The sequence below is a fragment of the Streptomyces sp. NPDC001410 genome, from assembly GCF_042895235.1.
GTDB lineage: Bacteria > Actinomycetota > Actinomycetes > Streptomycetales > Streptomycetaceae > Streptomyces.
In genome coordinates, this window is record NZ_JBIAWE010000017.1 from 19054 (window position 1) to 40584 (window position 21531).

General features: G+C 71.3%; 19 protein-coding genes, 1 tRNA gene and 1 pseudogene. 7 read left to right on the forward strand and 14 right to left on the reverse strand.

The genetic code is table 11. The features are described from left to right. The first annotated feature begins 215 nt into the window (after positions 1-215). A complete protein-coding gene (locus ACFY3C_RS32455) occupies positions 216-860 on the forward strand; it encodes an HNH endonuclease family protein (RefSeq protein WP_386572224.1) in 645 nt (214 codons plus the stop codon). A 78-nt stretch (positions 861-938) separates the two neighbouring features. Here ACFY3C_RS32455 and ACFY3C_RS32460 read toward each other — a convergent pair whose 3' ends face one another. The 6 genes and pseudogenes from ACFY3C_RS32460 to ACFY3C_RS32485 form a co-directional block, all read right to left on the reverse strand. Then, positions 939-1538: a DedA family protein gene (locus ACFY3C_RS32460; RefSeq protein ID WP_386572222.1), complete on the reverse strand. Its 600-nt coding sequence runs from the start codon at positions 1536-1538 to the stop codon at positions 939-941. 137 nt (positions 1539-1675) lie between these two features. Beyond that, positions 1676-2131, reverse strand: a complete 456-nt coding sequence (locus ACFY3C_RS32465; protein ID WP_386572221.1) for a DoxX family protein — start codon at positions 2129-2131, stop codon at positions 1676-1678. 108 nt (positions 2132-2239) lie between these two features. Further along, positions 2240-4161, reverse strand: a pseudogene (locus ACFY3C_RS32470) (FAD/NAD(P)-binding protein). A gap of 145 nt (positions 4162-4306) precedes the next feature. Next, positions 4307-4894: a GNAT family N-acetyltransferase gene (locus ACFY3C_RS32475; protein ID WP_390773311.1), complete on the reverse strand. Its 588-nt coding sequence runs from the start codon at positions 4892-4894 to the stop codon at positions 4307-4309. Positions 4895-4923: 29 nt separating this feature from the next. Continuing rightward, positions 4924-5874 (reverse strand): MerR family transcriptional regulator, encoded by a 951-nt coding sequence (locus tag ACFY3C_RS32480; protein WP_390773312.1) that lies wholly within the window; start codon positions 5872-5874, stop codon positions 4924-4926. Positions 5875-5989: 115 nt separating this feature from the next. After that, a complete protein-coding gene (locus ACFY3C_RS32485; protein WP_386572215.1) occupies positions 5990-6223 on the reverse strand; it encodes a DUF2277 domain-containing protein in 234 nt (77 codons plus the stop codon). Positions 6224-6315: 92 nt separating this feature from the next. On the opposite strand from ACFY3C_RS32485, the gene ACFY3C_RS32490 reads away from it, so the two are divergent. Together ACFY3C_RS32490 and ACFY3C_RS32495 are read left to right on the forward strand one after the other, a co-directional pair. After that, positions 6316-7212 carry a ketopantoate reductase family protein gene (locus ACFY3C_RS32490; RefSeq protein ID WP_386572214.1) on the forward strand — a complete coding sequence of 299 codons (897 nt, stop codon included), beginning with the start codon at positions 6316-6318 and terminating at the stop codon, positions 7210-7212. Between the two features lie 84 nt (positions 7213-7296). Next, complete coding sequence (locus ACFY3C_RS32495; RefSeq protein ID WP_390773313.1) at positions 7297-7641, forward strand: hypothetical protein; 345 nt, start codon at positions 7297-7299, stop codon at positions 7639-7641. Between the two features lie 75 nt (positions 7642-7716). On the opposite strand, the gene ACFY3C_RS32500 is transcribed toward ACFY3C_RS32495, so the two are convergent. Next, a tRNA-Val gene (locus ACFY3C_RS32500) sits at positions 7717-7791 on the reverse strand. 183 nt (positions 7792-7974) lie between these two features. Here ACFY3C_RS32500 and ACFY3C_RS32505 point away from each other — a divergent pair. Together ACFY3C_RS32505 and ACFY3C_RS32510 are read left to right on the forward strand one after the other, a co-directional pair. After that, complete coding sequence (locus ACFY3C_RS32505) at positions 7975-9354, forward strand: hypothetical protein (protein WP_390773314.1); 1380 nt, start codon at positions 7975-7977, stop codon at positions 9352-9354. Between the two features lie 81 nt (positions 9355-9435). Further along, positions 9436-9975 carry a DUF4383 domain-containing protein gene (locus tag ACFY3C_RS32510; protein ID WP_386572210.1) on the forward strand — a complete coding sequence of 180 codons (540 nt, stop codon included), beginning with the start codon at positions 9436-9438 and terminating at the stop codon, positions 9973-9975. Here the strand turns inward: ACFY3C_RS32510 and ACFY3C_RS32515 are convergent. From ACFY3C_RS32515 to ACFY3C_RS32525, 3 genes are all read right to left on the reverse strand, one after another. Then, entirely contained in the window at positions 9963-11090 is a 1128-nt protein-coding gene (locus ACFY3C_RS32515) for an amidase domain-containing protein (protein WP_390773315.1), read from the reverse strand. The genes ACFY3C_RS32510 and ACFY3C_RS32515 overlap by 13 nt on opposite strands. A gap of 159 nt (positions 11091-11249) precedes the next feature. Further along, positions 11250-12545 (reverse strand): hypothetical protein, encoded by a 1296-nt coding sequence (locus ACFY3C_RS32520; protein ID WP_390773316.1) that lies wholly within the window; start codon positions 12543-12545, stop codon positions 11250-11252. Positions 12546-12598: 53 nt separating this feature from the next. Continuing rightward, a complete protein-coding gene (locus tag ACFY3C_RS32525; protein ID WP_386572466.1) occupies positions 12599-14740 on the reverse strand; it encodes a transglycosylase domain-containing protein in 2142 nt (713 codons plus the stop codon). Positions 14741-15074: 334 nt separating this feature from the next. Here ACFY3C_RS32525 and ACFY3C_RS32530 point away from each other — a divergent pair, with 334 nt between their 5' ends. Beyond that, positions 15075-15290 (forward strand): zinc ribbon domain-containing protein, encoded by a 216-nt coding sequence (locus tag ACFY3C_RS32530; RefSeq protein WP_386572205.1) that lies wholly within the window; start codon positions 15075-15077, stop codon positions 15288-15290. A gap of 15 nt (positions 15291-15305) precedes the next feature. Here the strand turns inward: ACFY3C_RS32530 and ACFY3C_RS32535 are convergent, their stop codons facing one another. From ACFY3C_RS32535 to ACFY3C_RS32545, 3 genes are read right to left on the reverse strand one after another with little or no spacing between them, the layout of a single operon-like run. Next, the gene (locus ACFY3C_RS32535; protein WP_386572203.1) at positions 15306-16118 is read right to left on the reverse strand and encodes an HAD family hydrolase; all 813 of its coding nucleotides are present in this window, start codon (positions 16116-16118) and stop codon (positions 15306-15308) included. Further along, positions 16118-18565 carry a phosphoribosyltransferase gene (locus ACFY3C_RS32540; protein WP_390773317.1) on the reverse strand — a complete coding sequence of 816 codons (2448 nt, stop codon included), beginning with the start codon at positions 18563-18565 and terminating at the stop codon, positions 16118-16120. Before ACFY3C_RS32540 ends, ACFY3C_RS32535 begins: the two co-directional genes overlap by 1 nt. Before the next feature lie 22 nt (positions 18566-18587). After that, positions 18588-19754, reverse strand: a complete 1167-nt coding sequence (locus ACFY3C_RS32545) for an HpcH/HpaI aldolase/citrate lyase family protein (RefSeq protein WP_390773318.1) — start codon at positions 19752-19754, stop codon at positions 18588-18590. A gap of 177 nt (positions 19755-19931) precedes the next feature. Here ACFY3C_RS32545 and ACFY3C_RS32550 point away from each other — a divergent pair, with 177 nt between their 5' ends. Next, the gene (locus tag ACFY3C_RS32550) at positions 19932-20735 is read left to right on the forward strand and encodes a TerD family protein (RefSeq protein WP_390773319.1); all 804 of its coding nucleotides are present in this window, start codon (positions 19932-19934) and stop codon (positions 20733-20735) included. Between the two features lie 24 nt (positions 20736-20759). Here the strand turns inward: ACFY3C_RS32550 and ACFY3C_RS32555 are convergent, their stop codons facing one another. Next, positions 20760-21494 carry a Tellurium resistance gene (locus tag ACFY3C_RS32555; RefSeq protein WP_386572465.1) on the reverse strand — a complete coding sequence of 245 codons (735 nt, stop codon included), beginning with the start codon at positions 21492-21494 and terminating at the stop codon, positions 20760-20762. Between the last annotated feature and the right edge of the window lie 37 nt (positions 21495-21531).

The following is a 21531-nucleotide window of genomic DNA, read 5'->3' on the forward strand; positions in this document are numbered from 1 at the left end:
GGCTCAGGCTGGCTGAGCAGTATGTCGACGGTCCGGCGAAGAGCTACTCCCCTTCTGCGCGTCCCATAGTACGCGACGCGAAAGTTCCGCCGTAAAGCTTGTCGTGTCATGAACACGTCACTAAATTCTTACCGAGCGCTCACCTTCCGGCAACACGGCACCGCGAGCATTCCCTCGCTCGCGCTCCAACACCCCCACCCCACAAGGGAGTTCGCATGCCGAAGTTCTACGCGCGTCGACGCCTGAGCATACTCTCCGTCCTTACCGGACTCATAGCCTCCGTCGCCCTGTTCAACTCTCCGAGCGCCTCCGCCGCCCTCCCCACACCGGTCAGCGGCGCCACCGCCCGCAGCTACCTCTCCCAGCTGACCGTGGCCACCGAGAACCGCACCGGCTACAGCCGCGACCTCTTCCCGCACTGGATCACCATCAGCGGCACCTGCAACACCCGCGAGACCGTCCTCAAGCGGGACGGCTCGAACGTCGTCACCGACTCCTCCTGCGCGGCCACCAGCGGCAGCTGGTACTCCCCGTACGACGGCGCCACCTGGACCGCCGCCTCCGACCTGGACATCGACCACCTCGTCCCGCTCGCCGAGGCCTGGGACTCCGGCGCCAGCCAGTGGACGACCTCCCAGCGCCAGGCCTTCGCCAACGACCTGACCCGCCCGCAGCTCATCGCCGTCACCGACAACGTGAACCAGGCCAAGGGCGACCAGGACCCGGCCACCTGGATGCCGTCGCGCACGGCGTACCGCTGCACCTACGTCCGCGCCTGGGTGCAGGTGAAGTACTACTACGACCTCTCGGTCGACTCCGCGGAGAAGACCGCGCTGACGAACTACCTGGCGAGCTGCTGACCGCTGCCGCTCCTCCGCCCTCCGCGACGGCCCGCCCGCGGGCGGGCCGTCGCGGAGGGCGGTCGACTGTCCGGACGGCTACGCCGGCCGCCGCCGCATCAGGAAGCCGGCCGCGGCCCCGGCGCCGAACAGCGCCGCCACCGACACACCCGTGGCCAGCCAGGTGGGGCCCAGCCAGCGGGCGCCGTAGTAGCCGAGGGCGACGCTGTAGACGGCCCAGGACAGGCCCGCCAGGGCGGACCAGGGGACGAAGTCGCGGGCGCGGCGGTGGGCGGCGCCCGCGCAGAACGAGACGACCGAGCGGCCGGCGGGGGCGAAGCGGGCCAGGACGACCAGGGCGCCGCCACCGCGGGACAGGGCCTCGCCGAGACGTTCCTGCGCGGCGGTCAGGCGGCGGGACCGGGCGATCGTGCGGTCCAGGCGCTCACCGCCCCGCCAGGCCAGCCGGTAGGCCAGCAGGTCGCCGAGGACCGAGGCGGTCGCGGCGGAGAGGATCAGGGTGACGATGTCCGGCACGTCACCGGTCGCCGCGCCCGTACCCGCCGCCGCTGCCGTGGCCGCCGTGATGACGAGCACTCCGCTCGGCAGCACGGGCACGAAGACGTCGAGCAGTACCGACAGGGCCACCATGGCGTAGATCCATGGAACGGCGGCCAGTGAACCCACGCTCTCCCACACGACGACTCCCCCGTTGCTCCCCCATGACAGCCATACAGCGTACGCCGAGGGTGTGACAGGAGGTTCGTGGGGGGCACATGTGATCGACGCAGCGTGTTCACGCACGTACTCACGCGCGTGAACACGCGCGACGGCGGTCAGGCCGCGATCGGGGCCCGCTCCGCGGCCGACTGCTGCGTCCCACCCGCGCGCCGGGCGAACAGCCGGTCCAGGCCGAAGGCGCCGGAGCCGGTGAAGACCAGCAGGAAGAAGGTCCAGCAGAACAGGACCGACAGCTCGCCGCCGTTCTGGATGGGCCACAGGGCGGCTTGCTGGTGGACATCGAAGTACGCGTACGCCATCGAGCCGGAGGCGATCAGCGCGGCGCCGCGGGTGCCGAGGCCGAGCAGGACCAGGCCGCCGGCGACCAGCTGGATCACGGCCGCGTACCAGCCGGGCCAGGTGCCGGAGGGGATCGTGCCGCCGTCGGTGCCGGCGGCGCCGCCGAGGACGCCGAAGAGCGAGGCGGCACCGTGCACGGCGAACAGCAGGCCGATGACGATGCGGAAGATGCCGATGACGTACGGCTGAGCGGAGTTGAGGCGTGCGGACATGGGGGTGCTCCTCTTCGGTGTCGGTGTGGCCGGCCAGGCCGTCCGGAGTAGCCGGACAGAGCGGTGCCAGGGCGGCGGTACCGAACGAGGGACCCAGGTTAGGCGGACCTAATTCATGCTTGCAAGTTCAACATTTGGCCATGGTTCCGCATCCGCTTGCGTTCCGCATCGGCCGCGGCCGCACGTAGGACGGCTCGCGCCACCGCGTCGGCATCCGAAAGCGTGACCGAATCCACCCCTGGACGGGCGCCCGCGGCGGTCACCCAGTGCACGCCCTCCGTCGGCACACCGAACGCGAACCGCCTTGTGTGTACGCGACTTTGACGGTCGATCAGCTGGTAGAGCCGCCGTGTCACATCCAGCCCTCCGGTTTCGTACCCGTCCACGGTGTGCGGCCGGCAGTCGCCGCTCGCCAGCAGCCCCGCGAGCAGCTCGTCGGCCGTCCGCCGCAGATCGGGTTCCGGAAGACGCGCCTCTATGAGGGTCGTCACACGCACCGCCCGCCCCGGCACGTCCGGCGAGTGCGCCGTCCACGCCCCCTGCTCGGCCCGCACCTCCAGACGCGGCCCCAGCACCTCGACCACGTCCGCCTCGACCAGGGCCGCCAGTTCCTCGATCCGGCGCCGGGGCGGGCCGATGGACAGGAAGGCGTTGAGCGGGGTGTACCAGCGGTCCAGGTGCGCACGCCGGGAGGCGCCGGTCAGGCCGCCGTGGTCCACCACCAGGCGTATCTCGTTGCGCAGGTCGCGCAGCACGTCCAGCGCCGCCTTCAGCGGACCGCGCACGTTGCCCAGGGCGGCCTGCGCCGCGTCCTCGCGCAGATACGCCAGCAGCCACGCCCGCCACTGCCCGGCCTCCGTGAACTCCCGGTCCCCGTACGGCCGGGAGATCCGCTCCCAGCTCCAGCGGTCCTCGGCGCCGACCCCGAACTCCGCCAGCAGCGCCGCCTCCCGGGGATCGCCGTGCGGCACGGCGAGGAAGCGGTCGGCGAAGTCGGGCCGGCCGCTCAGGGCGCCGTAGTAGACCGTCTCCACCTCCTTCGCGACCAACGGCCATATCTCCGCGAGGAAGTCGGGCGCCTCACCGGAGTCGGCGCGCTTGCGGAAGGCCGCTATCACCTCGGGGGTGAGCACCTGCGGGAGATGACGGCCGTACGGGCCCTTCGCGTTGTCGCCGCGCGCCTGGTACGGCACCCCCCGCCGTGAGCCCGCGTACAGGCGCGGCTCGCGTCCGGAGGGCCGGTAGCGCAGGACGCCGTCGGCAGCGCGGACGAAGCGGCCGCCCCGACCCGTGGTCAACAGGGCCATGTGGTCGAAGAAGTTGAGGCCCAGGCCGCGCAGCAGCACCGGTTCGCCGGGCGCGAGCGGGGAGAGGTCGACGTCGGCCGGATTGGCGGGGGGTATGTGGCGCAGGCCGTGCCGCTCGGCGTGTCCGGCCGCCCGCTCCTGCTCCGCGTCCGCCGCCGTCGGCAGGTGTCCCTGGGCGAGGACCACCGCGGTCAGCCCGGACAGCACCCGGCCGTCGTCGAGGGTGAGCGTCTGGCCGCCGCCGGGTCCGTCGTCCAGCCGTACGGCACGGGCCCGGTGGGTCTCGACGCGCACCGCACGCGGGGCGGCCCGGACGGTCCGCGCGAACACCCACTCCAGATAGCGGCCGTAGTGGGCGCGGGTGGGGTAGTCGTCCGGGCCCAACTCGCCGTCCGCCCACTCGTGCAGGCTGGGCCCCGGGCGGATCGGGCCCGAGCAGTCCACGCTGGCGTCGGTGAACAGCGTCACCTGGCTCGCCACGGTGTTCATCAGCAGCTCGGCCGACTGCGCGGTCCGCCAGACCCGGCCCGGGCCGGGCGGCGCCGGGTCGATCACGTGGACCGTCAGCCGGACGCCCGGCGGAACGAGTTTCGGTGCGGAGGCGCAGAGGCGCTCCAGGACGCTGGTTCCGCGGGGTCCGGCCCCGACCAGGGCGACGGAGACCGTGGGGGTTTCCTGGATCGGTGCAGACAACGGCGTGACTCCCGGGCGTGTGGGGCGCATGGCAGCAGACCGCCCACAGGAAGCGGACGGTCCGCCTCATCATGCCGGTCCGGGGCTCGCCGGGCGGTCGGACCCCTGGGCCCGCCCGCCCCAATACACCTTCCACCGCCCCGAGTTGTCCGTCATTCCGGTCATGGACGCACACTCAGCGCGCGACGGCTGCGCACTCCTGCCCGTACTCCCGCACATGCACATGGCCGTCGAGCGGGAACGCGGGCGGCGCCGCCGGAAGCAGCCGGGCCAACGCGTACCCGCACTTCTGCGCGACCCGGCACGAGGCCGCGTTGTCCGCCTGGTGGAGCAGTTCGAGGCGGGTCAGCCCGTCGCCGCCGAAGGCCGCGAAGGCCCAGTCGGTCAGCGCGTGCAGGGCGCGCGGCGCCACTCCCCGGCCGCGCGCGGGGGCCGCCGTCCAGTAGCCGACCTCGGCGGCGGAGGCGCCCGGGGCCTCGGCGAACTTCAGGACCACGTGCCCCAGCACCCGCTCGGGCCCGGGCCCGGGACCGGACTCCACGACGGCGAAGGCGAACCGGCGCCGCTCCTCCCACCCGCGCGCCTGCTCCCCGATCCACCGGGCCGCGCCCGCCTCGTCCTCCACCACCCCGCTGGTCCAACGGCGCAGGGCGGCGTCGCGGTACGCCTCGACCAGCGCGGCCGCGTCTCCCGGGCACCACGGCCTCAGCAGGAGAGCGGGGCCCGAGGGGGTGGCGGCCACTTCCAGCCGTGCCGTGGACATGCGGTCCTCCCGATCGCTCGACGGCACTGTCACCGGGCCGCTCCCGTACTCAGCGCCTCAACTGCCCATTCGATCACGGGAGTCAGCGTATCCGGGGCGGGCCAGCCGTTGATCAGGGCGAGGAGGCGGCCGTACCGGTCCCGGCGGGGATCGTTCACCGTGGCCAGGTGACGCACCAGCCAGGCGCGCAGCTCGGCGTCGTCGGGCCGACCGACGGTGGTCGCACAGGCCGCGGTGAGGCGTGCGGCGACGGGCTCGGCCTGCTCAGACCGCGGATCGACCCCCGTGGACACGGCCGCCGCCACGACATCACGGGTGACGGCGACGACGTCCGGCCGGGGCGGCACGGCGGCGCCGTCGGACCGCTCGCCCGTGTGCTCCTCGACCAGCCCCCGCATCCGGGCCCGGAAGTCCGGGTCCAGGGACAATTCCGCCAACTCCACCCACGCCGTGACCTGCTCCTCCGTGGGCCGGTCGGGCAGCTCGGGGGTCAACGACCGCAGGGCGGCCGCGGCAGGGCCCGTACGATCCGCCGCGCCGCCGAAGACGGCGCCGAGGAAGTCGTCGATCAGGCGCCGGCGTTCGGCCTCGGACAGGGTGGCGAGCTGGTGCATGCGTTCCATCTCCTCGAAGGTGGCCTCGCGCCCGGCCGCCGCGACCAGCACCGCCCGCCGCAGCCGCAGGATGCCGATCTGCGCGTCCAGGGCAGCGGCATGCTCCGCGGCGACCCGACCGAGCGGGAGGTCCCGGTCCAGGACACGGCGGATCGTGTCGAGGCCGAGCCCCAGCTCGCGCAGGGTCCGCACGTGGGCGAGACGGGCGACGGCGTCCGGGCCGTAGCGGCGGTAACCGGCGGGCGTGCGGTCGGCCGGCGGTACCAGGCCGCGATCGGAGTAGAGCCGGATCCTCTTGACCGTCAGCCCGGTACGCCGGGCCAGCTCACCGATCGAGTACATCGAGTACAGGGTGCCGCCGTCCATGACCCCACCTTCGGGTCTCCCCCCGCGGGAGACTCAAGCGCCCGGCGATGGCACGGGCAGCGCGACCGGCCCGAGCGGCGACCGCCGCCGCTCCGGCCACCTCGGCACGCAGGTCCTACCCCGCCGCGCCGCGCACGGACTGCCCGCGCACCTCCAAGCCGCCCAGCAGCTGCGCCGTGGCCTCCGCCACGGCCTGCACGGCCTGTTCGAACACCTCGCGGTTGTGGGCGGCGGGCGCCCGGAACCCCGAGACCTTGCGCACGTACTGCAGCGCGGCGGCGTGGATGTCGTCCTCGGTGGCCTCACCGGGCAGTACGGGCGGACGCAGCGTCTTGATACTCCGGCACATGCCCCCAGTCTCACGCACGGCGCGGCCCCTGCGAAGATCCCACCGAAGGCGGCCACCGATTCCCGGGGCCGACCGACGAGAGGAACATCCTCATGACGAAGCACACCGTGGCGATCCTGGGCCCCGGCGGCACCGGCGGCCTTCTCGCCGCCCTCCTGTCCCGCGCCGGCAACCGCGTCATCTGCCTGGCCCGGCAGGCCACCGCCGACACGCTGCGCGGCACCGGAATCCAGGTCCGCAGCCGCCAGTTCGGCGACTTCACCGCACCCGTGGAGGCGGACACCGAACTGCGCGAGCCGGTGGACGCCTGCGTGATCGCCGTCAAGCACACCACCCTGGACGCCGCCCTCACCCGCGTCCCGTCCGCCTTCCTCGGCGACGCCCTCGTCGTACCGCTCCTGAACGGCGTCGAACACCCCGCGGCCCTGCGCACCCACTACCGGCCCGACCGCGTGGCCCCCGCGGTGATCCGAGTGGAGTCGACCCGCCTGACCCCCGGCCTGATCGAGCACGGCAGCGACTTCGTGGACATGGACCTGACGGGCGACGCTGTCCCCCGCCCCCGCCTCGAAGCCCTGGCCGACACCCTCTCCGGCGCGGGCGTGAACACCCGCGTACTCGGGGATGAGACGACGGCCCTCTGGTCGAAGATGTCCTTCCTGGCGCCCTTCGCCCTGCTCACCACCCGCTACGGCCTCCCCCTCGGCGAGATCCGCACCCGCCACCGCGAGGAGCTGGAGGCCCTGGTCGCCGAGACCACCGCGGTCAGCCGGGCCTGCGGCGCCCCCACGGACCCAGCCCAGGCCCTGGCCCGGTACGACGCCTTCCCGCCGGCCGCCAAGTCCTCCATGCAGCGCGACGCCGAGGCGGGCCGCCCGCTCGAACTCGACGCCATCGGCGGGGCGTTGCTGCGCGCGGCGGACCGGCACGGCGTACCGGTGCCGGTGGCGGCCCGCCTGGTGCGGGAACTGCGCGCCGCCGGCCACTGAGCCGGGGGGAGCGGGCACTACTCGTTCGCGTGAACCTCACAAGCGAACTCGCCACCCAAAATCGAACAGGCGTAGCATTGCCGCGTGGCTACGACCTATGAATTCCCCAGTGACCTCCTCGCCGGTCAGGAGGAGCTGCATCAGGTCCGGGCCGAGCTGTCGGCCCTGCTCAAGCGGCTGCCCTGGTCGGTCGAGCCGAGGGACGGCTTCAGCGACGACAGCGGCTGGCGGAAGGTGGAGCGGCCCGCCTCCCCCGGCTGGACGGCGGACGAGCAGGCCGAGGTGGAGAAGCTGCGGCGGCGCGAGCACGAGCTGGCGGTGTTCGTCAGCGGCCACCGCTTCTGGTCCGAGGTCACGGCGGCGGAGCGGGTCGAGGCCCGCACGAAGCTGAAGCACGCCCACGAAGAGACGGCCGAGGACAAGGACTGAGCCGAGGACAGGCCGAGGACAAGGAGTGACGCGAGAAGCCCCCGACCGGACCGGTCGGGGGCTTCTCGCTTCTCCTGGTGGGCGCGGACGGTTTCGAACCGCCGACATCCTGCTTGTAAGGCAGGCGCTCTACCCCTGAGCTACGCACCCGGGACAGGTCGACAGCCTACATGGCCAGGGGGGCGGTGCCGCAAACCCCGTCCGGGGCGCGGGCAGCTCCCGGCCGGACGGAAAAGTGACGGTGCACACGGCGAACTGACCGGCCCGTGTGTTCGTCCTGAACGGGTGGGAGAATGACACCACCCAGGGCGAACAACAGCACGGGAGAGGGATGTGACGGCGACACCGGGCACGCCGGCGACGAGGTCGTACCCTCCTTCGGGCGCCCTCTCGGCTCTGCGCGACACCCTCACCCTGATGAGCCTGCCGGTGCTCGCCGCGCTCGCGCTGCCCGCCGCGTTCGCCGGCGGCGGTACCCGGCGCTGGTTCGGCGGTCGCGCGGAGAGCCAGCGGGCCGAGGCGCAGGCCGCGAAGGACGCCGCCGCGGCCGCGTTCTACGAGCTGGACACGGCCCAGCGGGACCTGCGGATCTCCATCGAGACCATCTCGGCCGTCGACGACTCCCCCGCCGCCCGGCGCGCGGTGGCCGACTTCGCGGCGCTGGGCAGCCGGATCGACGAGGTCAGCCAGCGCTACATCCAGGCCGTGGACGCCCATGACCTGGACCGGGACGACCTGGAGGCCGCGACGGCCGCCCGGGCGCGCGGCGAGCTGACCGCGGCCAGGGACGAACTGGTCCGGGTCAAGCAGGAGCTGGACCGCTTCGGCAGCTCGCTCGGGTCGCTGCTCGGCAAGGCCGAGACCCAGCTGGCCCGACTCGCCCCGGCCGTGGAGCGGGCCCGGCAGGCGCTGCTGGGCGCGAGCAACGCGCTGGACGCCGTACGGGAGAAGGGCCTGAGGGCCGACGACCTCGCCGTGCGGCTCGCCGTGCTCTCGCCCGAGCTGACCAAGCTGAACCAGGGAGCCGGCCGGCACGGGGTGGCGCCGACGCTGGAGCGGGCCGAGCGGATGCAGCGGGAGGCCGCGGCGATCCGGGCCGAGGCGGAGCGGCTGCCGGAGAAGGCGGCCGAGATCGACCACCGGCTGGTGAGCCTGCGCACCCGGGCCCAGGCGCTGACCACCCGGGCGGGCCAGGTGGACCCGGTGCTGAGCGAGCTGCGGCGGCGGTTCGCTGCCGCGTGCTGGCAGGACCTGCAGCAGGTGCCCACGCAGGCCGTGGAGAACGTGCACCAGGCCGAGCTGAAGCTGCGCGAGGCCCAGGCCGCCCGGGACGCCCAGCGCTGGCCGGACGCCACCTCGCTGCTGTCGACGGTACGGGCGCTGCTGAACACCACGGACGAGGCCGTGTCGGCCGCCGGTGACCGGCTGATCCGGCTGAACGCCGTGCAGAAGGACCCGGAGCAGGAGATCCAGCGGACCCGGTTCGCGATCCGGGACGCCCAGCGGCTGGCCATGACCGGCCGTACGACCCCGGATCCGCGGCACGCGCGGCCGCTGGACGACGCGGTGGCGCGGCTAGAACGGGCGATCGGCACGCTGGAGGGCCGGCACCCCGACTACTGGCACTTCCTGACCGAGACGGACGCCGTGCGGCAGAGCACGGCCCGCGTGGTGGCGCAGATCCGGGAGGAGCGCGGGAGCCCCGGGCACTGAGCCGTTGCCGCCGGGCCGCACCGGGCGGATATTGGGGGGAAGGTACGTAGGGCCGCCGCCAGCACGCACAAGGAGGCGAAGATGGCCTCACACACCACGCACAGGGCAGAGCGTCACCGGACCCGGTTGGACGACCATCTCCCCGTCGATCACCGCCTGAACACGGTCTACCGGATCGGCGCGGGCCTGATGGGCCTGTTCCTGCTCGCCTTCGGCATTCTCGGCCTCACCGACAACATCGGCTTCTTCGACACCGGCGGGAACACCGCCATGGGCCTGAACACCAACGGCACGCTCAGCGTCCTGTCCGTCTGTGTCGGGCTGCTGCTCTGCGTCGGGATGGTGATCGGCGGGAACTTCGCGTCGACGCTGAACATGACGCTGGGCATCCTGTTCATCCTGAGCGGCTTCCTGAACCTGTCCCTGCTCGACGGCGACTACAACTTCCTGGCCTTCAGGATCCAGAACGTGCTGTTCAGCTTCGTGGTCGGCGTACTGCTCATGGTGTTCGGGATGTACGGCAGAGTCGGCTCGACCCTGCCGCACGACAACCCGTACTGGCGGGCCCGCCACCCCGACGCGGAGCAACGGGCCGATGCCACCGGGGATCAGGTGCGGTAGGCGTAGAAAGCCGCGCTGGGGTACGACGCGACGAGGCTCGCCACCGACCGGTTGTAGGTGTTGTTGGAGTGGTACGTCACGTACGGCACGCCGTACGGGCTGCGGTACGTGACGATCATGGAGTGGTCCTTGGACCCGTCCCGGTTGAAGTCCATCTGCAGCACGTCACCGATGTCCAGCTGGTACACGTTGGCCAGGCTGGTGACGCGCTTGGAGGACAGGGCGAACCAGGAGAACTCGTTGACGCCGACGAACGAGTCCGACTGGATGTCCGCGTTGCCGAACCACTTGTGGAAGTCGTTCGTGTAGCCGGGCACGTGCTTCCAGCCGCCCGCCTTCAGGGACTGGCTGACGAAGTTGGTGCAGTCGCCGCCCGCGCCCTGCCCGTTGTAGTCCGGGTAGTCCGGGTTGTAGTTGTTCCAGTACTTGGTCGCGTACGCCACCATCGCCTTGTAGTCGTAGGCGCCGGTGGTGACGTTCTTCCGGTTGGCCGGCGCGGGCCACGAGGTGGCCGCACGGGGCGCCTCGGGCGGGCCGTCGTCGGCCGGGCTGGCCTTCACGGAGGACGGCTTCGCGACCTGGTTCACCGCGAGGTAGCCGCCGTCCGTGTCACGGACACCGGTCAGCTGCCAGTTGCCGTGCTCGTCGGCCTTGAAGGTCAGTTCGTGGTGGGCCTGGAAGCCGGTGGTCTTCGGCTCGGTGCCCTTGACCTTCGCGTAGGTCAGCGCCGTGGTCTCGGTGACGTCGGCCTTGGCCGTACGACCGGTCACGCGCGTCGCGTCCAGCGTGACGCGGGTGCTGGCCTTGCTGTACTTCTCGCCCAGCTTCGCGAGGCGGGACTGGCGGCCGCGCAGTTCGGTCAGCGCGGAGTTCTCCTGGCGCGACTGCCCGGAGGACAGCTTGACGTCTCCGGAGAAGGTGGAGGCCAGTGGCTTGGACCGGTGCTGGTCACTCCGGTCCACCAGGGCGTCCGTGCGGTCCGTGAAGACGGCGTCGGCCAGCTTCTGGAAGGTCGCCTTGGTCGCGGCGTCCACCGTCGGGTCGTCCACGACCGCCGCACCCGCGCTCCAGTTGGGCACCAGGGCCACACCGGCGACGACCGAGGCGGCCGCCACCGAGACTATGCCGGCGCGACGCCCCTTACGGCTCAGTTTTCTTGATTTCAATGATGTTCCCCTCTACACCGGCACACCGACCGGGCGAGGGCATCTTCGCATGACATGTGCGCCAGTTGTGAAGGGGGTTGCACAAGTGGAACTTGCGGCGCACGAACGTCACTTGACCACTGTGGACCAGTCACGGGGCGACTGCGCAGGGTCAAGGGCGCGCAGCTGCTGCAGGGTCGCCGGCTTCTGCACGTCGAGCCAGTCGGACAGTTCCTTGAAGGACACGCACTTGACGCCCTTCTTCGTGCACACGTTCTTGACGACCTGGTCGATGGCCTTCATGTAGATGCCGCCGTTCCAGGCCTCGAAGTGGTTGCCGATGAACAGCGGTGCCCGGCTGCCGTAGTACACGCGGTTGAAGCCGGCCATGTAGGTGTCGACGGTCTCCTTCTCCCACTGCGGGTAGTCGGCGGGGTTGCCGTCGGTCTGGCCGTCGGACTGGTTGGCGAGGAAGTTGAAGTCCATCGACAGGCCCTGGTAGTCACCGCCCTCGTAGGGGAGCAGCTGGAGCGGGAAGTTCCAGACGCCGTTCTTCTTGGCGGGCCATATCTGGAAGTCACCGGTGGAACTGGCGTCGTAGCGCCAGCCGTAGCCGTAGGCCTTGATGGCCTTCAGCAGGTTCTTCTGGCCCTCCAGGCAGGGCGCGCGGCCGCCGGCGACCTCCTTCTTGAAGTCGAAGGGCAGCGGCGCGATGTCCTTGAAGCCGGTGTTGGTCTTCCAGTGCTCCACGATGTCGTAGAACTGGTCGATCTCGCTCTTCCACTCCTCGACGCTCCAGTCGCCGCCGCCCTTCTTCTCGCAGAAGTGCCCGTTGAAGTGGGTGCCGATCTCGTTGCCCTGGTCGTAGGCCTCGCGGAGCTGCTCCAGGGTGGTGCGTATGTGGTCGTCGGTCGCGTAGTCGATCGCGGCGTCGCCCGGGTCGTGCTGCGGGCCGTGGTAGAGGGTCTTCTTGTCCTTGGGCAGCAGGTAGATGCCCGTCAGGAAGAAGGTCATGTGGGCGTCGTACTCCTCGGCCAGCTCCCGGTAGTGCGAGAAGAGGTGGTCGCTGCCCTCCAGAGCGCCGTCCCAGGAGAAGACGACGAACTGGGGCGGCTTCTCACCGGGCTTGAGCGGCTTGGGTACCAACTGCCCTTTCTGCGGGCCGGTGTAGGAGGTGGAGCCGTCGCCGAGGATCTTCGTCCTGCCGTCCCACGCGGGCGTCTTGCCGGGCTTCGGCGCGGCGTTTTTGGAGGTGTCCTTGCTGGAGGCGGCGGGCGCGGTGTTGTCCCGGTGGCTGAGCACCAGGTAGCCCGCGGTCGCCGACGCGACGGCGAGGAGGGCGGCCAGGGTCCGCATCCCGACGCCCGTGGGACGGGGGCGGGCTTTGGCCCGGCGGCGACGGCCGGTCTGCGGCTTCTTGTTCATGCGGCGGCTCATTCTGGTGCGAGGGGAGGGAGGTCGGCGCGGAGCCTCGGGGGTCAGCCGAGGCCCGTGGCGTGCGCCCAGATGCCGTACGGGACGTCGACGTCGTCTCTGGTGGTTCCGGCGAACCCGTCGAGCGACAGGGGTTCCAGGGACTTGGTCAGGTCGATGCGGTAGACGACGACGGAGGTGGACACGGACGCGGAGGTGCCGACGTACCAGGCGGCGCTGTCGTCGTCGGTGGTGCCGGCCTTGCCCGACACCTGGGCCGTGCTGGTCGGGTGGGCGCGGCGGTAGGACTCCGTCAGCGCGCGCTCGACCTTCTCGGCGACGTCCGCGCCCACCGCCCGCCCGGGGCGTGGGGTGGCCAGGGGCACCTGGGTGCCGTTGCGGGTGATGCGGCGCACCGAGTACGGCTCGGTGTGCGTGCCGGAGGCGGCGAAGGTGGCGTATCCGCTCGCCATCCGGATCGCGCTGGGTGTGGAGTTGCCCATCGACAGGGCGGGCACCTGCGGACCCATGCTGGAGGAGAGCAGGCCCGCCGCCACGGCGGTCTCGCTCACCTTGTCCAGGCCCGTGTCCATGCCGAGCTGCATGAAGGGCGTGTTCACCGACTGAGCGAGGGCCTTGTCCAGGGTGATCTGCCCGTAGGACGTCTCGCCGTCGTTGTGGGCGGCGACCTTCTTGCCGCTGCGGTCCCAGTAGGGGCCCTCGGGCGTGGTGACGGGGACGCCGTCGTCGCCGTCGTAGACGGTCTCGGGTGTGACGGGCGTCGCGGGTCCGCCGCGGGTCTTGTGGACCCCGTGCTCCAGACCGGCGGCGTAGACGAAGGGCAGGAACGCCGAGCCGGCCTTGACGGTGGTCGCGTTGGACTCGTTGTAGCCCTGCTTGCGGTGGTCGGGACCGCCGTAGACGGCGAGGATCCGGCCGTCGGCGGCGACCGAGGCGGCGCCGTAGTGGGCGGCCTTCGCCTGCAGGGGGTGGTCCTTCTTCCCCTGCTCGCGGGCCTTGGCGACGGCGTCGGTCAGCGCGTTCTCCCGCTTGCGGTCGAAGGTCGTGTAGATCTGGTAGCCGCCGAGGTCGAAGTCCCGGTCGGAGATGTGGGCGGCCTTCTTGGCGTACTGCTGGGCCAGCTCCACCAGGTAGTCGCTCTGCTTGCCGGTGTCGAAGACCGCGCCCGACTTGAGCGGCTCGGGGAACGTCCGGTACTTGGCCCGCTGGGCCGGCGACAGCTTGCCGATGTCGACCATCCGGTCCAGGATCCAGGACCAGCGCTCCACGGCCCGCTTGTGGTTGGCCTCGCTGAGGGTGGGGTCGTAGAGCGCGGCGCCCTTCAGCATGGAGGCGAGCACCGCCGCCTCGCTGGCGTTGAGCTTGCTGACGTCCTTGCCGTAGTAGGCCTGGGAAGCGCGCTGGATGCCGTAGGTGCCGCGGCCGAACCAGCTGGTGTTGAGGTAGCCCTCCAGGATCTGGTCCTTGCTCATCTTGTTGTCGAGCTTGAGGGAGATCATCGCCTCGGTGAACTTGCGGCTGAAGGTCTGGTTCTGATTCAGGTAGACGTTCTTGACGTACTGCTGGGTGATGGTGGAACCACCCTCGGTGTCCCCCTGTCCGACGGTGCGCCACACGGCGCGGGTGATGCCTTTGACGGAAATACCGGGATCCGAGTAGAAACTCGCGTTCTCCGCGGCGAGCACCGCCCAGCGGACCTGCTCGGGTATGTCCTTGAGCGGCATGTTCTGGCGCCGCACCCAGCCGGTGCGGGTCATCGGCGTCCCGTCGGACCAGAAGTAGACGTTGTCCTGCTGGGTGGCGAAGGTGTTGAGGTTCTTCGGTATGTCCGTCATCTCGTAGGCGATGAACAGGGACAGGCTGATCACGGTGAAGCCGGACAGCACGGCGCCGAGCCACTGGCGCCAGGAGGGTATCCAGCGGCGCCAGCCTATTCGGCCGGGGCGCGGGTACAGCGGTCTGAGGCGGCGGGCGTACGGGGCGAGCGGCGCGAGCCGGGGGCCCGCGACGGCACGCAGCCGGGCGAGGGCGGACGTGGCGGCGACGGTGAGGCGGGCGCGCGCCGGGAGGCGGGAGCTGCGCCGGCGCTGTGCGCGGCCACCGCCGGAGGCGGGAGGCTCGGGCGGCGGGGGCACACGCAGCTGCATGGTGACATCCGCGCGGAGGGCGTCGACCTTCAGATGCAGCGTGGCGTCCGACTCCTGCGGCTGCCGCTCCTCGGGCCGGGCACTCTTGTCGTCCCCGTCGCCCTCTGGCCGCTGCCATGACTTGGCCAAGGCTGCGTCTCCCCTCGCACTGGTCCTTGCGCGCGCGGTTCAGACTCAGCAAAGGTGGACACCGCCGCGATGGTCGTCGTCGCGGCGCGGTGAACCCCCCTTTTCCCCCGGTCTTACGGCTCCTCGCGGCTAAGCTAAGTTATCAGCGATCTTTTCAAAATCTCCGCACCAGTTTCGGGCACAAGCGAACACTCATAAAACTTTGAAGTGCTGTGACAAGCGCCACTCCGGTTAACCTGTGCGCATGCCTCGCTATGAGTACCGCTGCCGTACCTGCGGTGACACCTTCGAACTGAGCCGTCCGATGGCGGAGTCCAGCGCGCCTGCCGCCTGCCCCGCGGGCCACGACGACACCGTCAAGCTGCTGTCGACGGTGGCCGTGGGCGGCACCTCCGCCGCGCCGGCCCCGGCGCCCCGGGCGGGCGGGGGCGGCTGCTGCGGCGGAGGCTGCTGCGGCTGACGCCGACCGTGCGGGTCAGGCCCTCGGGCGGGAGGCCCGCAGGAACTCGCGTACGATCCGCTCCCCGGCCAGCACGCCACGCTCGGGGAGCGCGCTGATCTCCGGTGCGCTCCAGCCACTGTCGGCCAGTTCGCCGTGGCCCGGGCGCCAGCCGCGGTCGGCGGCCAGCAGCAGGTCGGCGTCGAGCAGGGAGTCCCCGGCGGCCAGGGTGAGATGGGCGCCGGTGCGCCGGGCGACCTCGCGTACGGCCGCGCTCTTGGTGAGCGGCTTGGGGACGGCGTAGATCTTGCGGCCTTGGAGCGAGACCGTCCAGCCCCGGTTCTCCGCCCAGGCCGCCAGCTCCTTCACCCACTCCTCGGGCAGCAGCTCGCGTTCCACGACGAGATAGGCGAACAGGTCCTCGGCCACCCGGTGCTTGCGCACCCAGAGGGGGTCGGCGGAGGTCATCAGGTGCTCCCGGATCTCCTCCAGCGGCGCGCACTCCTCGGCGAGCCTGGCCAGCACCTGTGCGTGCCAGTCCTGGTCCGTGACGCCGTCGACCAGCAGATGCCCTCCGTTGGCGCAGATCGCGTAGGCCGGCTGCGGGCCGGGCAGGTTGATGCGCTGGTACTGCTTGCGGGTGCGGGTCGTGGTCGGCACGAAGACGGCCGTGTCGCCGAGGTCGGTCAGCAGCTGGGCGGCCGTCTCGGTCATGTAGGACAGCGGCCTGCTCTCGTGGACCTCGACGCACAGCAGCCGGGGCGCCCGCGCGTCCGGCATGGTCAGCGCGAGGGCCGCCGAGGAGTAGATCAGCGTGCGGTCGAGGTCGCTCGCCACCAGCACCGGCATCAGACGTTCACCGCCTTGCCGTCGGCGCCCGTGGCGCCCCGGGTGTACTTGGGGTGGATCAGCCCCACGCAGGTGTACGGCAACTCGCCGACCTCCTCCACCGGAACCCCTCTCTGCTCCGCCAGCAGTCGCACATGGTCGAGGTCGGCGCCCGCGCCGGCCTTGGCCAGGATCTTCCATGGCACCCGGCGCAGCAGCACCCGGGTGGTCTCGCCGACGCCGGGCTTGACCAGGTTGACGTCGTGGATGCCGTACTCCTCGCTGATCCGCTCGACGGCCTGCCAGCCCTCCCAGGTCGGGGTGCGGTCCTCGGCCATCAGCTCCTTGGCCGCCGCGTCGACGGTGTCGGCGACCTCGGGGAAGCAGGCGGAGACCGCGTCGAGGAAGGCCACGGAGACGTCGGCGCCGGCGAGTTCGCGGTAGAACTTCGCGCCGTGGAAGTCGTTCGGGCCGACCAGGTCCGCGCGCAGGACCGTACGGGATATCAGCCCGGACACGGTCGAGTTGAGGCAGGCGGACGGGATGAGGAAGTCCTCGCGGGTGCCGTAGGTGCGTACGCACGAGCCCGGGTCGGCGAGTACGGCGATCTCCGGGTCGAAGCCGGTGATGCCCTCCTTGTCCTCGAACTCCTCGATGGCCTGGGCGAGTTCGCGGGTGATGGCGCCCTTGCCGGTCCAGCCGTCGACGAAGACGACGTCCCGGGGGTCGTGGTGGGCGGCCAGCCAGCGCAGGGCGTTGGCGTCGATGCCGCGGCCGCGGACGATCGAGACGGCGTAGTGCGGGAGTTCGAGGCCGTGCCGGAATTGGGCCCAGCGGCGCATGAGCACGCCGACCGGGGTGCCGGCGCGGGCCAGGGAGACCAGCACCGGGCGGGGCGACCGCTCGGCGATGACGGTCTCCGTCACGACACCGACGGCCTGGGCGATCCGGGCGGCGGAGGCGTCCAGGGCGCTGTGGAACAGCTCCTGGTACTGCTCGCTGGGCTGGTACTCGACCGGCAGCGACTCGGCGTAGTGGGCGCCGCCGCTCTGGATGGCCTCCTCGCGCTCCTCGGTCGGCGCCTCCAGGGTCACGTCCGAGAGGTCCTGCAGCAGCCAGCCGACCTCTTCGGGGGCGTACGAGGAGAAGGCGGGGCCGCGGAGGGGCTCGGGCAGCATGTCCGGCCTTTCGGGGGAGGAGAGGGGCTCGGGGACGTACGAGGGGACGACCGCGAGCAGGACGTGCGGGGTGTGGGCGGCGAGGCGGGCCGGCAGACCGTCGGGGGCGTGCAGTGCGGGGGTGTCGGCGACCGAGTCGACCACGGCGACGACGGCGTCGAAGCCGGCACCTGCGACGTTGTAGGCGTACCGGTCGCCGGGGCCGTCGGCCGGGTCGTCGTGGGCGGGGAAGACCAGGCGGGTGCGTATCGCGTAGCCGGGGTCGTCGACCGCGAGGACGGGCGAGCGGGTGGTGGTGGAGAAGCGCACCTCGGCGGGGATCACCTGCTCCAGCTCGCGGGCGATCCGCAGCGGGGCGTACATCAGCTCCTCGAAGCCGAGCACGAGTACCCGCCGGGCGTCGGCGGGCAGCGCCTCGGCGAGACGCGCGGCCATGGCGGGCAGCGCGGCCTCCAGCCGGGCGCGATGGGCGGGGGTGAACCCGTGCCGACCGCCGTCGGGGAGGCTGGGGGGCCAGTGGAGGTCGACGCGGGTGATCCGGCCGTACGACGGCTCCGGTGCCTCCTGAACGGGCTCGTGCCGGGCGACCAGCTGCTGCCCCTTCTCCAGCACGCCCTCCGGCAGCCGTACGGTCCCGGTCGCGGCCGCGACGAGGTCCACCCGGGCGCCGATCTCCATGGCGAACCGCTCCAGGCGGGCGGAGTCCTCAGCAGAACGCATATCGACCAGAGCCACCACCACATACCGCCGCCGCGGATAACGTTCATGCAGGTCACGGATGGTGTTGAGCACCGTGTTACCCGTGGAGAACTCGTCGTCGACCAGCACCAGCGGCCCATCTCCGGCCAGGAGCACCGCGTCCTCGGGGAGCAGCAGGTGGGAGGTGGCGTGGGAGTGGGACTCCTCGAAGCCGCCCGCCCGGGCGACCCCGGCCACCGGGCGGCGCGTGGAGTGCAGGTACGGGGCGAGGCCCAGGCCGTCGGCGACCGAGTGGCCGAGGCCGGTGGCGGTCTCCGCGTAGCCGAGGACGACCGCCGAGGCGGCCTCCGTCTCGCCGAGCAGCTCGCGGACCCGGCGGCCGAGGCGGAATCCGTGGCCGTAGACCACGGACGGCGACTGCGGCACGTGCTTGCCGAGCACGTGGGAGACCAGCAGGTGGGCCCGCTTGGGGTTGCGGCGCAGCGCCAGCCCGAGCAGGGCCTGGAGCCCGTCGTCGCCCTCTAGTCCGACGCCGAGCCGCTCGGCGACCCAGGTGCCGGACCAGACCCCGTCGTTCACTGCGTTCTTCATGCGTTCCTTGGGTTGATGAGGGTCAGCCGGGTATGCCGGCGGCGAGCAGCTCCACGAAGCCGACGTCCTCGCGTGCGACGCCGAAGGCCTCGGCGCGGAGCAGGGTCCGCTCGGCCCAGGCGCGGTGCGGCTTCACTTCATTCATCTTGTTCGTGTAGGCCGACCGGAGTACACCCCCACCGCCGCGTTCCGGCCGCAGAATGTCCTGGGCGTCACTGAACTCCTCGTGACTGACCACGGACAGCGCGTGCACGGGCAGCACGTGGGAGGGGTGGATGCAGGTCTTGCCGAGCAGGCCGTTGGCCTGGTCGAGGGAGATCTCGCGCAGCAGGCCGTCCATCGCGTGCTCGATGAGCTTCTCGCGCAGTTCGACGGCCTGGACCTCCAGGAACGGGCTCTGCCGCAGCTGCGGCTTGAACATGCGCTCGGGGACCCGGAAGTACTCCCAGACCGGACCGGTCACGGTGAAGCCGGTGCCGTCCGCCCGGCCGAGCATGTTGACCACGTCGGCGATCACGGAGGCGACGACCTGGACGTCGTAGGCGGTCATGTCGGGGGCCCGGCGCAGGCCGTAGGAGGAGCAGAAGTCGGTGACGCCGAGGCGCAGGGCCAGCACCCGGTCGCGGAACTTGTCGACCGCGCGGGCGATGCCCTCCAGGGTGTCGACCCGGGACTCGCGGTACAGCAGCTCGGGCGACTCCAGGACGGGCATGGCGAACAGCCGGCGCCCGCTCTCGGCCTCGGCGGCGGTGAGGGCCTCCAGGAACGGGAGGCCGCGCTCCTCGGTGAACTTCGGCACGACGAACCCGGACAGCAGCCGCGCGGCGGCTCCGAGGCGTCGCACGAGGTCGGGGATCTGCTCGGGGGCGCGCACCCGGATGAAGAGCAGGGGCGGTTCCACTCCCGCGCGGGAGTCGAGGTCGGCGAACTGCCGGACGAGGTTCTCCTCGCCGGCCACGACGTCCGCGTCGTCGATCGAGTCCTCCAGGCACAGCACCATCGAGACCACGCCGCTGCCGGCCTGCTTGACGATGTCGTCGGCGAGCCGCGGCCGGGTTGCCGGGCTGTAGAGCGTGGCACCGAGGGCCGCGGAGAGCAGCCGGGCCGGGGAGTCGGCGGTGAACTCGCACGGCTCCTGGTGGAAGAGGCGCTGCCGCACCTCAGGGGCGACGTGCCCGAAATGACGCATATGGCTCCTCAGTGCGCGCAAGCCGAGCTTGTGGATTGGGTAAAGGGTGGCCGGTAATAGTACGTAGGGATCCATGTCGAAGGTTCCCCTCGGGCATGAATTTCCGGTAACTCACCCGTATCGGTGCCGACACCCCCCGCATTGTCGTGGCCAGGACCAAGAAGGCAGGATGACCGCATGACGCACGCGATGCTGAAGGGGTCCAACGTCCCGCTCGAAGCCACCACGGTGCGCGCCGTGCTGCGCTGGACCCCCGGACAGGGGGTCCCTGACGTGGACGCCTCGGCGCTGCTGCTGGGCACCGACGGCCGGGTGCGCTCCGACGAGGACTTCGTCTTCTACAACCAGCCCCGGCACCCCTCGGGCAAGGTCTGGCGGCTGGGCAAGAAGCGGATCACCGAGGGCCTGACCGACACCATCCAGTCAGATCTCTCGGCGGTCGAGCCCGGCGTCGGCCGCATCCTGCTGGTCGCCTCCGCGGACGGCGAGACCTTCGACCGCGTCCCGGCCCTGTGCATCCTGCTGTACGACGCCGCCGTCGTCGACGGCGAGCCGCTGGCCCACTTCGAGATCAAGCCGGAGACGGGCGCGGAGACCGCCATGATCTGCGGCGAGCTGTACCGGCGCGGGGAGGGCTGGAAGTTCCGCGCGCTGGGTGAGGGCTACTCGAACGGCCTGAAGGGCCTCGCCACGGACTTCGGCATCTCGGTGGACGAGTCGGAGCCGGAGGAGGAGGCGCACCAGCCCCTGCCCCTGCCCGAAACCACGTCCCAGCCCCTGCCCCCCGAGCAGCCGACGACGGTCCCGCCCCAGTCGGCATACGGCTACCCGCAGCCCACGTCGGCGCAGCAGCCGGCCTACGGCTACCCGCAGCCGACGAGCCAGCCCGCTTACGGCTATCCCCAGCCCCAGCCGGCCCCGACAGCCCCGGACCCGAACTTCCAGCTGCCCCCTCAAGGGCCACAATTCATCGGGCGCTAGGGGTCGGGCGAGCCCAGTAGGCGACTACTTCTCCACCTTGGACTTGTATCCCCGCCCCCAGGTGAGCCCCCACCCGTACAACCGGTCCAGCTCCCCCTGGAACCCGTACACGAACTTCACCTCGCGCCGGACGACCAGCTCCCCCTTCACGTTCTCGATCATCACTACCGCACATGACCGAGCCTGAGGATGCCGCTCGTCCAGGCCTATCTCGATACGAGGCCCATTGCTCGGGTAAAGAGTCACGATCGCGTGCGTACGGTCGAAGGCCGGCGTCTGGTCGTAGATGTACACGAAGACCAGCAGCCTCTTGATCGCGTCCCGGTGGTCCAGGTTGATGTACATCGTCTCGCCGGACGCCGACCCGAACCGGTCGTCCCCGCTGAGCTTGATGTACGGCGGTGCGTTGACATCGCCGAGGTAGCCGCCGAGCGGCTGGACGACCCCCTTGGTGCCGTCGGCCAGCTCGTACAGACAGCCCAGGTCGAGGTCGACGTTGACCATGCTCTGCCCGTGCCCGAGCACCTCCGGCGGCTTGAGCGCCTTGAAGGGGTGCCGGAAGAGGCTGGTGCGCTGGTTGCTGTCGAAGTCGGTGGTCCGCATCCGCCAGGTCAGGTTGACGCGCAGATGCCCGGTGGCCGCGTCCTGCTTGGTGAGCGACACCTGGTGGTGCCGCCGGGTCAGCTCGATCGCGTTGCTCGCCGCGCTGCCCGAGTCGAACTCGGCCCGGCTGCCCCGCAGCCCGTCGAAGAACCCCATTCCCGCCCCCACGTACTCGTCCCGAACGCCGTCGGGG

Bases quoted from the DNA above. Each gene is read 5' to 3' on its own strand.
- ACFY3C_RS32455 (WP_386572224.1), top strand. From the start codon at position 216: ATGCCGAAGTTCTACGCGCGTCGACGCCTGAGCATACTCTCCGTCCTT.
- ACFY3C_RS32465 (WP_386572221.1), bottom strand. From the start codon at position 2,131: ATGTCCGCACGCCTCAACTCCGCTCAGCCGTACGTCATCGGCATCTTC.
- ACFY3C_RS32475 (WP_390773311.1), bottom strand. From the start codon at position 4,894: ATGTCCACGGCACGGCTGGAAGTGGCCGCCACCCCCTCGGGCCCCGCT.
- ACFY3C_RS32480 (WP_390773312.1), bottom strand. From the start codon at position 5,874: ATGGACGGCGGCACCCTGTACTCGATGTACTCGATCGGTGAGCTGGCC.
- ACFY3C_RS32485 (WP_386572215.1), bottom strand. From the start codon at position 6,223: ATGTGCCGGAGTATCAAGACGCTGCGTCCGCCCGTACTGCCCGGTGAG.
- ACFY3C_RS32490 (WP_386572214.1), top strand. From the start codon at position 6,316: ATGACGAAGCACACCGTGGCGATCCTGGGCCCCGGCGGCACCGGCGGC.
- ACFY3C_RS32510 (WP_386572210.1), top strand. From the start codon at position 9,436: ATGGCCTCACACACCACGCACAGGGCAGAGCGTCACCGGACCCGGTTG.
- ACFY3C_RS32520 (WP_390773316.1), bottom strand. From the start codon at position 12,545: ATGAACAAGAAGCCGCAGACCGGCCGTCGCCGCCGGGCCAAAGCCCGC.
- ACFY3C_RS32530 (WP_386572205.1), top strand. From the start codon at position 15,075: ATGCCTCGCTATGAGTACCGCTGCCGTACCTGCGGTGACACCTTCGAA.
- ACFY3C_RS32535 (WP_386572203.1), bottom strand. From the start codon at position 16,118: ATGCCGGTGCTGGTGGCGAGCGACCTCGACCGCACGCTGATCTACTCC.
- ACFY3C_RS32540 (WP_390773317.1), bottom strand. From the start codon at position 18,565: ATGAAGAACGCAGTGAACGACGGGGTCTGGTCCGGCACCTGGGTCGCC.
- ACFY3C_RS32545 (WP_390773318.1), bottom strand. From the start codon at position 19,754: ATGCGTCATTTCGGGCACGTCGCCCCTGAGGTGCGGCAGCGCCTCTTC.
- ACFY3C_RS32550 (WP_390773319.1), top strand. From the start codon at position 19,932: ATGACGCACGCGATGCTGAAGGGGTCCAACGTCCCGCTCGAAGCCACC.
- ACFY3C_RS32555 (WP_386572465.1), bottom strand. From the start codon at position 21,494: ATGGGGTTCTTCGACGGGCTGCGGGGCAGCCGGGCCGAGTTCGACTCG.